The sequence below is a fragment of the Actinosynnema pretiosum genome (assembly GCF_002354875.1).
GTDB lineage: Bacteria > Actinomycetota > Actinomycetes > Mycobacteriales > Pseudonocardiaceae > Actinosynnema > Actinosynnema auranticum.
Genome location: NZ_CP023445.1, coordinates 2,319,798 through 2,331,709, shown reverse-complemented (window position 1 = coordinate 2,331,709; position 11,912 = coordinate 2,319,798). Strand labels below are relative to the sequence as shown.

Below are 11,912 nucleotides of genomic sequence, written 5' to 3'. Positions count from 1 at the left end.
CCGGAACGTCACGGCTTGACAATCGCCACGGCGTTGTACGGAGTGGTGGGAGTGGGTTCGGTGGTGAAGCGGGCGTTGGGCAGGTAGAGCCGATCGCCGAACCGGGCGATCGTCGTCGGCACGTCGAAGCGCGGGTCGGTCACCCTCGTGACCAGCGACGCAGCGGTCCCGGCGCGGTCGAGCGAGAACAGCGCGACGGTGTTCAGGCGGTTCTGCACGACGTGGAGCCCGCGGCCGTCGAGCAGCAGCCCGTCACCGTTCGTGAGCACTTCCCCGCCGAGGTCGACTTCGCGCGCGAGCCCGGTGTCCGGGTTCACCCGGAACAACTTCCCGGTGTTGCTCTGCACGACCAACAACGCGCGCCCGTCCGGGGTGGTGGTGATGCCGTTGGCGTTGTTCACACCTGGGGTCAGGGAGAAGTCGCCGGTGAGCGGGACGACGTCGAATTCCGAGGGCAACTCACCAGCGCGACCGAGCGGGAGGCGGTAGAGGAGCGCCTTGCGGGAATCGGTGAAGTAAGCGGCGGTTCGGGTGACGACCACGTCGTTGACGAAGGTGTCGGCGTCACGGGCGAAGCGGTAGGAGGCGAGGACGGCGCCGGAGCGCGCGTCGACCACCCGGCCGTCACCCGCCGCGCCGCCCGCGACGAAGAGGCGGTCCGCCCGGTCGACCTCGAGGCCGACGGAGGCGGTGCCGGGCCCCTGGCTGAACACCTCGCCGCGACCGGTGCGCAGGTCGACGCGGTAGAGGTCGCCGTCGGCGCGGGAGCCGAAGTAGGCGGTGGGGCGGTCGCCGATGGCGATGCCCTCGGGCAGGAAGCCGTCGGGGAGGGGGAACTCCGCGGGGAAGGCGTGCCGGGCCGGGGGCTCGGGGCTCGCGACGGCGGGCGGGGGCGCGGCGAGGGCGGTGACGAGCCCCGCGACGAGGGCGGTGACGGCTCCGGTGGTGCGGATCACGCGGTGACAGCTCCTTCGCTCGACGGGCTCGGGACGTCCGGTTCCGGAGTTTTCCGCAGGAGCGGGGTGGCGTGAAGGGGGGACGGGGAATCGACAGGTCAGGGCGGGGCGGCCGGTCACCCGGCCTGGAGGGCGAGGAACAGGTCGACCCGCCGGTCGAAGCGGGACAGGTCGACGCCGAGCAGCTCCTCCACCCGGCCGATTCGGTACCGCAGGGTGTTGACGTGCACGTGCAGCCGCTCGGCGGTGGTGGTCCAGGAGCCGGAGCAGTCCAGGAACCCCCGCAGGGTGTTCAGGAGGTCGGCGCCGCGCGCGGCGTCGTGGTCGAGGAGGGGGCCGAGCAGGCGGCGGCGCAGGTCGGCGCGCGCCTGATCGGGGATCGCGGCCAGGAGGAGTCGGTGCGGGGGGATCTCGGCGGCGGGGACGACCTCGGTGCGGGCGCCGCGCTCGGCGGCGAGCGCCAGCGCCCAGCGGGCCTCCTGCGCGGCCCCGCGCAGGGCCGCGGCGCGGACCTGGGAGGAGACGCCGACCAGGACCCTGCGGCCCGCCAGGGCGGGGAGGGCGGTGCGGAGGGCTCGGCGGAGGGCCGGGGACGGGTCGGTGGGGGTGCGGAGCACGGCGCAGGCGGTGCGGGGGGCGGTGGCCGGGGGCGGCGGTCCTCCGTCCGGCGGGTTCGCGCTCGCCCCCGTGCCCGTGCCGCCCGCGCCGAGCAGGTCGTCCGCCCCCGTGCCCGCAGCCTGCCCTGAGCCCGCGCCCCAGAGGCCCGCCAGCGCGTCCGGCGCGAGCGGTGCGAGGAGTTCCTCCAGCAGCGGCAAGGCCTCCTGGCCGTCCGAAGTGGACAGCACGACCACCCGGAGCGGTGCGCCCTCCGGCAGGCCGGCCGCCGCCGCGCGGGTCGACAGCTCGCCCGTGCCGGTGGTCAGGGCGCGGAGCAGCGGGGTCGCCGCGCGGGTGGCCGCCGCGCGCTCCCGCAGCACCCGCGCGCGCTCCAGGGCCAGCAGGTCGGCCAGTTCCAGGGCGGTCGGGTCGTGCGCGTGGCCGCCGTCCACCGCCAGCAGCCAGCCGGTCGTCGAGCGCGCGCGGACCGGCAGGAGCGCGGTGCGCCGCACCGCCGCGGGCAGCCGCTCGGCGTCGAAGTAGTCGCGCACCAGCGCCGCGCGCCGCTCGTGCGGCAGGTCGGGCCCGGCCACCAGGCGCCCGGTGGTGGACAGCACCCGGCACGGCGCGCCCAGCTCCGCCGCCCCGACCGCGACCAGCCGCTCCAGCCCCTCCCCCGCCGCCGCGACCAGCCTGCGGTGCCCGGCCAGCCGCGCGCCCGCGCCACCGGCCAGCTCCAGCACGACCCGCTCCGCCACCGCCCCGAACGAGACGTCCTCGGGCACCTCCAGCAGCGGCAGCCCGACCGCCAGGCACGCGGCGACGAGCGCGTCCGGCAGCTCCCCCGCGCCCGCCCGGCTCGCGGCCAGCGCCGACGCGCCCGCCCCGACCAGCGCCGAGGCGAACGGCGCGCAGTCGGCGTCGGCGCGGTGCCAGTGCAGCCCGGACAGCACCAGCTCGCCGCCGTCCAGGTAGCGGCCGGGATCGGTCAGCTCGGTGGTGCGCGCCCCGGTCACCGGCCGGTCCAGCCAGCGGTCCCCGGTGCGGGCGCGCAGCCGCAGGTCCGGCATCCGGAGCAGGTCGCCCACCAGCACCGCGCGACCTCCGCATCACCGGCTTCCTCCGACCGGGCTCGTAGGAAAGCACGAAACCGCCGGGCGCGGCAGGCTGGTGCTCGTGCGGCGGCTCCGTAGCCGGGTGGGCCCCCGCGCGGGTGTACTGGCCGCCCGGCCCACGAGGAGGTCCTTCGGTGACCATCAGCACGCACGTGCTCGACGCCGCGCTCGGCAGGCCCGCCGAGGGCGTCCCGGTCCGGCTGGAGCGCGGTGGCGAGGTGCTCGCCGAGGGGCGCACGGGCCCGGACGGGCGGATCACCGGGTGGCCGTCGCCCGAGGTCGGGGTGCACCGGCTGGTGTTCGACACCGGCGGCGTGTCGGAGTTCTTCCCCGAGGTGGTGCTGTCGTTCCGGGTGAGCGACCCGGACGCGCACCACCACGTGCCGCTGCTGCTGTCGCCGTTCGCGTACTCGACCTACCGGGGCAGCTGACCACCCCCGCCCGCGCCGGGGACCGGGCGCGGGCGGCACTGCGCGTTCCCGCAGGCACGGGCGGGGCGCGGTCACGACGAGGAGGGATCGGCATGGGCGCGGAGCGGGAGCCGGACTGGTTGCGGCGATCGGTGGACCTGGCGGTGCGCAACGTCGCGGACGGCGGCGGGCCGTTCGGGGCGCTGGTGGCGCGCGGGGACGAGGTGGTGGCCACCGGCGCGAACCGGGTGACCGCCGACCTCGACCCGACCGCGCACGCGGAGGTCGTGGCGATCCGGGCGGCCTGCCGGGCGCTGGGCGACTTCAGCTTGACCGGGTGCGTGCTGGTGTCCTCGTGCGAGCCCTGCCCGCTGTGCCTGTCGGCCGCGCTGTGGGCGCGGGTGGACCGGGTGGTGTACGCGGCGGACCGGCACGACGCGGCGGCGGCCGGGTTCGACGACAGCGCGTTCCACGACCTGCTCGCGCGCCCGAGGGAGACGTGGGACCTGCCGGTGCTGCGGGTGCCGACGGAGGTGGACACGGCCCCGTTCGACGCCTGGCGGGCGCACCAGGGGCGGGTGGACTACTGACCGCGTCCCTCGGGGGGGCACCGCGCCGCCCTGCCGCTGCCCGGCTCCGAGGGGGCGCGGGCGGTTGGCCGCAGCGCGGCCCCGCTCGGGGCGCGCCTGCCCCGATCGGTCGGCGACGGGCGGGCGCGGCTTCCGGCCGTTCAGCCGTCGCCGCAGGTCAAGGGGCCGGTTAGCGTCGTTCGCGCCCAGTCCCCACCACCGGGAGGCCCCCGTGCCGCGCAGAACCGCCACCCTGTCCGCCGCCCTCGCGCTCACCGCGGGCGCCCTGCTCGCCGCCGCGCCCGCCGCGAGCGCCATCCCGCCCGCCGGGCCCGGTGAGAGCGTGACCATCACCTACTACTCGGACGCCACCCGCACCGTCGAGGTCGGCTGGTGGTCGTACGGCTCGTGCGGCGAGCCCTTCGACCACGGGACGCACACCCGCTACTCCAAGGTGGTGAAGATCCGCTGCGGGGCGCCCGGCCCGTTGTGACGGCGAGTCGCGAAAGCGCGAAGCGGGAGCACCCGAACGGGCGCTCCCGCTCTCGCGCGGCAGCGGGTAAATTCCCCGCGCCGGTCAGGTCGATCATTTATCGCGGGCGTAACAAATAGCCGCGACCGGGAAACACGAATCAGCGCCGAAACTGATCGGGAACGCTGCGGAACGCGGTGGGAACCCGTTCAGAGCGGGATCGCGCGCATCCGCTCGATCTCCACGCTCTGGGTCGCCACGACGTCGTTCGCCATCTCCTCGACCCGCACGTCCGTCCCCTCGCTCAGCTGCGCCAGCGCCATCTCCAGCGCCCCCTCGTGGTGCGCGACCATCAGCCGCACGAACAGCCGGTCGAAGTCCGCGCCCCTGGCCGCCGCCAGCTCAGCGAGCTGCCGCTCGGTCGCCATCCCCGGCATCCCGCCGTGGTCCTCCACCCCGCCGACGTGCCCGTGCGCCTCCCCGACCTGCCCGTACTGCCGCTGCCAGGACTCCATGGCCTGGATCTCGGGCCCCTGGACGTCGTGGATGCGGGAGGCGATCCGGCGCACCACGTCGTTCTCGGCGCGGTCCGGGGCGAGCTCGGTCATGGCCAGCGCCTGCCGGTGGTGGGTGATCATCTTCGCCACGTAGCCCAGGTCGACCTCGGTCGGCGCGGACCACAGGTCGGTGCCCACGTCCCCCGGCGCCACGGTCTGCCCGGCCTCGCCGGGCCTGCCGGGAGCGATCACCGGGGCGGCGTCGGGATCGGCCCCGGCGGCGCACCCCGCCGCCGCGCCGAACACCGCCACCACCAGGGCGAGAATCACCGCGCGCATCCGCACCAAACCCCCTCAGCGATCGGATCACGGATCAACATACCTCGCGGACCACCCCTTGAGAACCGTTCGGAAAACCACCGTCCGGGTCTGGTTCTTAGCCTTGCGAAGGGGTAATACTGCGATTCCCTGCACGTGCCTTGGAAGGGGAACACGTGGTGAAGATCCGCAGTGCGGCCGGGCGGCGGAGAGCGCCTGCCGCCATGCTGGGGGCGATCGCACTGGCGCTGTCGATGGCGGCCTGGGGGCCGCAAGCCGTCGCCGCGCCTGAGGACGACCTCTCGGGGCTGTCCGAGGCCCAGCTGGAGAGCGCCGAGCAGCCCGGCGTCCCCGGCGTGGACGAGATCCGCACCAGCCGCAACGTCAAGCACGTCGCGAACGTGCCGAAGCAGGCGCCGTTCACCAGCTCGTCCACGTGGACCGATGTGGCGTTCCAGAGCGGCTACGCCTTCGACGGCAACTACGACGGCTTCACGATCTACGACATCCGCGACCCCCGCCGGCCGAAGGTCGTCAGCTCCGTGCTGTGCCCCGGCTCGCAGAACGACATCTCGGTCAAGGACAACCTGCTGTTCCTGTCCACCGACTCCTCCCGCAGCGACAACTCCTGCGCCAGCACGCCGCTGGCCGCGTCGAACAAGGACGCCTGGGAGGGCATCAAGGTCTTCGACATCAGCGACAAGCGCAACCCGCGCTACATCGCCTCGGTCGAGACCAAGTGCGGCTCGCACACGCACACGCTGGTGCCGGACAAGAAGGGCAAGGACGTCTACCTGTACGTCTCCTCGTACAGCCCGAACGCCGCCTTCCCGGACTGCCAGCCGCCGCACGACCTGATCTCCATCGTGAAGGTGCCGCTGAAGAACCCCACGGCGGCCTCGCTGCTGGGCGAGCGCGTGCTGTTCCCGGACGGCGGCAACCCCGGCCGCAGCGGCTCGGTGGCCACCGGGTACGTGTCGGCGACCTCGGGCTGCCACGACATCACCGTCTACCCGTCGAAGGACCTGGCGGCGGGCGCGTGCATGGGCGACGGCGTGCTCTGGGACATCTCCGACCGGGAGAACCCGCGCGAGATCAGCCGCGTGCAGGACAACGTGAACTTCGCGTTCTGGCACTCGGCGACGTTCAACAACACCGGCACGAAGGTCGTCTTCACCGACGAGCTCGGCGGCGGCGGCGCGGCGACCTGCACCGAGGCCATCGGCCCGAACCGGGGCGCGGACGGCATCTACGACATCACTGGGCGCGGCGACGACCGGGAGCTGGTGTTCAAGAGCTACTTCAAGATCCCCCGGCACCAGACCGAGACCGAGAACTGCGTGGCGCACAACGGGTCGCTGATCCCGGTGCAGGGCCGCGACATCATGGTGCAGTCCTGGTACCAGGGCGGCGTGTCGGTGTGGGACTTCACCGACTCGACCCGGCCGCGTGAGATCGGGTTCTTCGAGCGGGGTCCGCTGCCCAACGGCGCGGGCGGCGGCACGTGGTCCGCGTACTACTACAACGGGTACGTGTACAGCTCGGACATGGCCAAGGGCCTGGACGTGCTGGACATCCGCGACCCGCGCGTGCTCACCGCGAAGCTGGTGCGCACCGACGAGCTGAACGTGCAGACCCAGGGTCACTACCGGGAGCTGTTCCGGTAACCAGGGCCAGAACCCTTGAGGCGGAAGGGGCCACCGGTGATCCGGTGGCCCCTTCCCGTTGTCCCGCGGGGGATCGATCAGGCCGGGACGACCAGCACCCGGTCCGGCGCGACCCGCAGCGCCACCTCGGCGCCCGCCGGGAAGTCGGTGGCGCGGGACGACGGGTGGTCCACCCGCACGACCTGCTCCCCACCGGCCAGGCGCACCGAGAGCCGGGTCACCGGCCCCAGGAAGCTCTGCGCCACAACGGTTCCGATCAGGGCGCCGGCATTGTCACCACCGGCCGCGCCGCCACCGGCGGGGTGCGCGGTCACCTCGACGTCCTCGGGCCGCACGATCACCGACACCGCGTCGCCGGACGCCACCCCCGGCGCGCCGGGCGCGGGCAGCAGGTGCGCGCCCAGCCGGACCCCGCCGGACTCGACCGTGCCCGCCACGGTGTTGGTGACGCCGACGAACTGCGCCACGAACGCCGACGCCGGTTCCCGGTACACCTTCGACGGGGTGTCCAGCTGCTCCAGCCTGCCGTGGGACATCACGCCGACCCGGTCGGAGACGGCCAGCGCCTCCTCCTGGTCGTGCGTGACGAACAGGGTCGTGATGCCCAGCTCGGTCTGGATGCGGCGGATCTCCTCGCGCAGCCCGACCCTGACCTTGGCGTCCAGCGCCGACAGCGGCTCGTCCAGCAGCAGCACCCCTGGCCGGATCGCCAGCGCGCGGGCCAGCGCCACGCGCTGCTGCTGGCCGCCGGACAGCTGGTGCGGGTAGCGACCGCCCAGGTGCGCGAGGCCCACCAGCTCCAGCAGCTCCCCGGCGCGGGCCCTGCGGTCGGGCTGCTTGCGCAGCTTGAGCCCGAACTCGATGTTCTGCGCGGCGGTGAGGTTCGGGAACAGGCTGTAGGCCTGGAACACCATGCCCATGTCCCGCCGGTTCGCGGGCACGCCGGTGATGTCGCGCCCCTCGACCAGCACCGAGCCCGCGTCGGCGGTCTCGAAGCCCGCGACGATGCGCAGCGCCGTGGTCTTGCCGCAGCCGCTGGGGCCCAGCAGGCTGATCAGCTCGCCCTCGGCGAGGTCGAGGTCGAGCCCGTCGAGCGCGGTGTGCCCGCCGAAGGACTTGCGCAGCCCCTTCAGTTCCAGATGACCCATCTCAGCCTTCCTCGGCGGTGGCGCGGCGCCGCCTGCTGCCCGCCGAGGACAGCAGGAGCAGCAGCGCGAAAGCGAACAGCAGGCACAGCAGCGACACCGCGATGGACACGCCCGCGTCGCGCTTGCCGATCAGGTTGACCCGCACCTGGAGGGTGTCGAAGTTGAGCAGGGAGGCGATGGTGAACTCGCCCAGCACCAGCGCGACGGACAGCAGCGCGGCGCTGATCAGCGCGGTGCGGATGTTCGGCACGACGATCCGCAGCAGCACCGTGCCCCAGCCGGCGCCCAGTCCCCTGGCGGCCTCGGCCAGGGTCTTGAGGTCGATCGCGGACAGGCCCGCGTCGAGCGAGCGGTGGGCGAACGGCAGCACCAGCACCGCGTACGCGAGCGCGAGGGTGAGCGGCGAGTCGCCGAGGAAGTAGTCGACCCAGGCGTACAGCGGGGCCATGCCGACCACCAGCACGATCGCCGGGATCGCCACCGGCAGCAGGCACAGGAACTCCACCACGCGGCGCAGCGCGGGTAGCCGCAGCCGGATCCACGCCATGGTGGGCACGAGCAGCGCCAGCACCAGCAGCGAGGACAGCAGGGCCAGCTGCGCCGACACCCAGATCGCTTCGACGAGGTCCGGGTCGGTGACGATGCCGGACCAGGACTGGAGGCTGCGCGTGCCGTTGGCGCCCCTGGTGGAGAACTCGGCCATGGCGACCAGCGGCAGCGCGAAGTACGCGCCGAGGACAACGAGCACGACCGCGCGCAGCGCGCCGCCGCTTCCCTTGCGGCGCCTGGGCTTCGCGGGCTCCTGCGGCGCCGCTTCCCGCGTCACTGCCATCGGGCGAACCTCCGCTGGAGCAGGGCGTGCAGGCCCATGGCCACGCCGACCACGACGATCATGCCCAGGCCGAGCGCCTTGCCCAGGTTCTCCTGCCCCAGCAGCACTTCCCCGGTGAGGAAGCCCCGGATCTGCAGCGGCACGATCGGGCTGCCCTGGGACACCAGGGCGGCGGCGGTGGCGTAGGCGGAGAACGCGTTGGCGAACAGCAGCAGCGCCGAGCCGAGGAACGCGGGCAGCAGGATCGGGCCGCCCACGTGCCGCCAGTAGGTCCAGCCGGAGCCGCCGAGGCTCTCGGTGGCCTCGCGCCACTGCGGGCGCAGGCCGTCGACGGCGGGCAGGAACACGATGACCATGAGCGGGATCTGGAAGAACGTGTAGACCAGGGTGAGGCCGGGCAGCTCGAACAACCACGCGCCGGTCGCGAACAGGTCGACGCCGAGGGTGTCGGCCAGGAACCGGGTGACCAGGCCCTGGAAGCCCACGGTGGCGAGGAACGCGAACGCGAGCGGCACGCCGCCGAACTGGGCGAGGACGCCGGACGCGGCGAGCACGACCTTGCGCGTGACGCCCTCGGGCCTGCCCGAGGCCACGGCCCAGGACAGCAGGGCGCCGAGCGCGGCGCCGATCAGGGCGGTGAGCGCGGACAGCTGGACGCTGCGCAGGAACGCCTGGAGGTAGACGCCCTCGGTGAGGGTGGTCAGGTTGGCGAGGGTGAAGGCGCCGTCGTCGTCCTGGAACGCCCCGGCGAGCACGAGCGCCGTCGGGTAGAGCAGGAACGTGCCGACGTAGGCGAGGAACGGCACGACCACCAGCCACGCCGCCCACGACCGGCGGGACGGCCCTCGGCCGGGGGCGGCGGCTCTGCCGCCCCCGGCCGAGGTGTCGACGGGTGCGACCACCGGTCAGCCCACCGCCTGGGCCCAGGTGGCGGCGAGCGCCTGCTTGGCCTTGTCGGCCTGCGCCTGGGTCTGGTAGACGGACTTGTCGCCGGTGGCGGGCAGCGCGGCGGCGGCCGAGGTGTCGACGGTGCCCGCCGCGGTCATGGCCTCCATGCGGACCGGGCGGGACATGCCCTTGAGGTAGATGTTCTGGCCCTCGTCGGAGAGCACGAACTCCTGCCACAGCCGCGCGGCGGCCGGGTGCGGGGCGTCAACGTTGATGGCCTGGTTGTAGTAGGCGCCGACCTGCGCGTCCTGCGGCACGACGGTCTTCCAGTCGAGCTTGCCCGCGAGCTTCGCGGTCTGCGCGGCGTTGGTGTAGTCCCAGTCGATCACGACGGGGGTCTGGCCGGACTCGATGGTCGCCGGGGTCGGGTCGACCGGCAGGAAGTTGCCCGCGGCCTTGAGCTGCTTGAAGAACTCGACGCCGGGCGCGATGTCGTCGGCGGAGCCGCCGTTGCCGAGCGAGGCCATCAGCACGCCGGAGAACGCGGCGCCCGCCTGCGTCGGGTCGCCGTTGAGCGCGACCTTGCCCTTGTACTCGGGCTTCAGGAGGTCCTTGACGCTGGTGGGCGCGGGGACCTTGGAGGCGTCGTAGCCGATGGACATGAAGCCGCCGTAGTCGGCGAAGTGGCGGCCGTCGGCGTCCTTGAGCTCTGCGGGGATGTCGTCCCAGGTGGCGACCTTGTAGGGCGCGAACTTGTCGGCGTTGGCGATCGCGACGTTCAGGCCGAGGTCGAACACGTCGGGCGCGCGGTCACTGCCCTTGAGCCGCTCGGCGGCGTTGATCTCGTCCTGCGAGGAGGCGTCGGGCTGGTCGGACTTGACCTCGATGCCGTACTTGTCGCCGAACGCCTTGATCATCTCGCCGTAGTTGGCCCAGTCCGGGGGCAGCGCGATGACGTTCAGCGCGCCCTCCTTCTTGGCCTCCTCCACGAGCTTGTCCATCCCACCGAGGTCGGCGGCGGACTTCGCCGAGGCGGCGGAGCCGCCGGACGCGGCGTTCCCGCCGTCCTTCGCGGGCGGGGCGCCGCAGGCGGTGACGAGCGCCAGCGCGACGGCGCCCGCGCCGACCGCACGGAGAGCACGGTTGTGGATCACTGGGAGGACCTTCCTCGTGGACGGGCTTTCCGGGCAGGCGGAGCACCGGACGGGGGAAGGCTTCAGAACTCTCGGTAGCGGTGTCAAGGAAGGTGACGGGACTGAGACCCTGCCGACGTGAATGGAGAATTCCCAGTGCAGCAAGGGTTTCCAGTCGGTGAACGGGAGCCTCCGGACGGGGGATCGCGGTTACGACGAGTGACGCTCCGTGCTGCTCCGCACCGCTCCGGGGTCCGGACGCCCGAATCCCGGCCCACCCCTGGGCCGCACCCCCGTGGCGACCCCGAGCCCGGCCCCGATTTCCCCCGGAGTCACCCGCATCGCCCCGCCGCGACCCCCTCCGCCGCACTAGCTTCGCCGGTCGCCGGGGTGTCCCGGCGATCCGACCGACCAGGGGGTTCTCCGATGCGAAAAGCACTGGTGTGGGCGCACGTGGTGTCGTCCGCGCTCTGGATGTCCATGGCGCTCGCGCTGTCCCTGATCACCACCAACGCCCTGCGCCTGTCCGGCGGGGCCCGCGAGGCCGCGTTCGGGATGGCGCTGGTGATCGACCACCAGGCGGTGCAACTGGCCGCCACGACGTCCGCGTTCACCGGGCTCGCGCTGTCCGCGCTGACGCCGTGGGGGTTCTTCCGGCACTGGTGGGTGCTGGCGAAGTTCGTGATCACGTTCAGCCAGCTGCACCTGGGGATCTTCGTGCTGAGCCCGAACCTGCGCCTGGACGGCGACCCCGCGCTGATGCGGTTCGGCTCGCTGCTGATGGCCTCGGCGCTGGCGTGCCAGGTGTGGTTCTCCACCGCGAAGCCGTTCGGCCGCACCGCGTGGACCAGGCCGGGCAAGCGCAGGACCGCGCCGAACTGGGCGTTCGCGCTGGGCCTGGCGATCCCGGTGGCGGACCTGCTGCTCGGGACCTTCGTTCTGGGGCGGAACATCCCGGCGATCGCGCTGCTCGCCGCGGTCGGCTACCCGATCGCCTGGCTCGTGCTGCGCGCCAAGCGCCGCTCCGCACTTCCCACCACCCGGGGGAATCCGCTTCAAACGTGATCCGCATCCCTTGCGCCACAACGCCGAAAACGTTGCACGCACGCGCGAAATGTCAGTGGCGCAACAATCCCGCAACCCCGACATCTGTCACGCGCGCCACACCCGGCTGCGGACCACCGCACGACGGGTCTCCAGCGGGCACTACCGCCGGTTACCGAAAAACCCGGCCCCCAACAGGGGTTTTCCCAGCACAAGGCCGCACATCGTCACTCAGCGCACCTGACGATTACCTGACATCGCCAGAA

12 protein-coding genes are annotated in these 11,912 nt (G+C 73.2%); 5 read left to right on the top strand and 7 right to left on the bottom strand.

Features of this window, described 5'->3' with window-relative positions:
- Positions 1-8: 8 nt before the first annotated feature.
- Positions 9-956: an SMP-30/gluconolactonase/LRE family protein gene (locus CNX65_RS10550; RefSeq protein ID WP_096492614.1), complete on the bottom strand. Its 948-nt coding sequence runs from the start codon at positions 954-956 to the stop codon at positions 9-11.
- A gap of 116 nt (positions 957-1,072) precedes the next feature.
- The gene (locus tag CNX65_RS10545) at positions 1,073-2,641 is read right to left on the bottom strand and encodes a PucR family transcriptional regulator (protein WP_232519778.1); all 1,569 of its coding nucleotides are present in this window, start codon (positions 2,639-2,641) and stop codon (positions 1,073-1,075) included.
- 161 nt (positions 2,642-2,802) lie between these two features.
- Between CNX65_RS10545 and uraH the strand changes: the two genes are divergently transcribed.
- The 3 genes from uraH (at position 2,803) to CNX65_RS10530 (ending at position 4,140) form a co-directional block, all read left to right on the top strand.
- Complete coding sequence (uraH, locus tag CNX65_RS10540) at positions 2,803-3,099, top strand: hydroxyisourate hydrolase (protein ID WP_096492613.1); 297 nt, start codon at positions 2,803-2,805, stop codon at positions 3,097-3,099.
- Positions 3,100-3,191: 92 nt separating this feature from the next.
- Positions 3,192-3,668, top strand: a complete 477-nt coding sequence (locus CNX65_RS10535; protein ID WP_096492612.1) for a nucleoside deaminase — start codon at positions 3,192-3,194, stop codon at positions 3,666-3,668.
- 211 nt (positions 3,669-3,879) lie between these two features.
- Positions 3,880-4,140 (top strand): hypothetical protein, encoded by a 261-nt coding sequence (locus tag CNX65_RS10530; protein WP_096492611.1) that lies wholly within the window; start codon positions 3,880-3,882, stop codon positions 4,138-4,140.
- A 188-nt stretch (positions 4,141-4,328) separates the two neighbouring features.
- Here the strand turns inward: CNX65_RS10530 and CNX65_RS10525 are convergent, their stop codons facing one another.
- Positions 4,329-4,955, bottom strand: a complete 627-nt coding sequence (locus tag CNX65_RS10525; RefSeq protein WP_096497718.1) for a DUF305 domain-containing protein — start codon at positions 4,953-4,955, stop codon at positions 4,329-4,331.
- A 203-nt stretch (positions 4,956-5,158) separates the two neighbouring features.
- Between CNX65_RS10525 and CNX65_RS10520 the strand changes: the two genes are divergently transcribed.
- Positions 5,159-6,601, top strand: coding sequence for an LVIVD repeat-containing protein (locus tag CNX65_RS10520; RefSeq protein ID WP_096492610.1), 1,443 nt, complete (start codon positions 5,159-5,161; stop codon positions 6,599-6,601).
- A 77-nt stretch (positions 6,602-6,678) separates the two neighbouring features.
- Here the strand turns inward: CNX65_RS10520 and CNX65_RS10515 are convergent, their stop codons facing one another.
- From CNX65_RS10515 to CNX65_RS10500, 4 genes are read right to left on the bottom strand one after another with little or no spacing between them, the layout of a single operon-like run.
- Complete coding sequence (locus CNX65_RS10515; RefSeq protein WP_096492609.1) at positions 6,679-7,749, bottom strand: ABC transporter ATP-binding protein; 1,071 nt, start codon at positions 7,747-7,749, stop codon at positions 6,679-6,681.
- A 1-nt stretch (position 7,750) separates the two neighbouring features.
- Positions 7,751-8,581, bottom strand: a complete 831-nt coding sequence (locus CNX65_RS10510) for an ABC transporter permease (RefSeq protein ID WP_198320456.1) — start codon at positions 8,579-8,581, stop codon at positions 7,751-7,753.
- The gene (locus tag CNX65_RS10505) at positions 8,572-9,483 is read right to left on the bottom strand and encodes an ABC transporter permease (RefSeq protein ID WP_096492608.1); all 912 of its coding nucleotides are present in this window, start codon (positions 9,481-9,483) and stop codon (positions 8,572-8,574) included. The genes CNX65_RS10510 and CNX65_RS10505 overlap by 10 nt, the downstream gene beginning before the upstream one ends.
- A 3-nt stretch (positions 9,484-9,486) precedes the next feature.
- On the bottom strand, positions 9,487-10,623 hold the full coding sequence (locus CNX65_RS10500; RefSeq protein ID WP_096492607.1) for an ABC transporter substrate-binding protein: 1,137 nt from the start codon (positions 10,621-10,623) through the stop codon (positions 9,487-9,489).
- 405 nt (positions 10,624-11,028) lie between these two features.
- On the opposite strand from CNX65_RS10500, the gene CNX65_RS10495 reads away from it, so the two are divergent.
- Positions 11,029-11,667: a hypothetical protein gene (locus CNX65_RS10495; protein WP_096492606.1), complete on the top strand. Its 639-nt coding sequence runs from the start codon at positions 11,029-11,031 to the stop codon at positions 11,665-11,667.
- Positions 11,668-11,912: the final 245 nt, after the last annotated feature.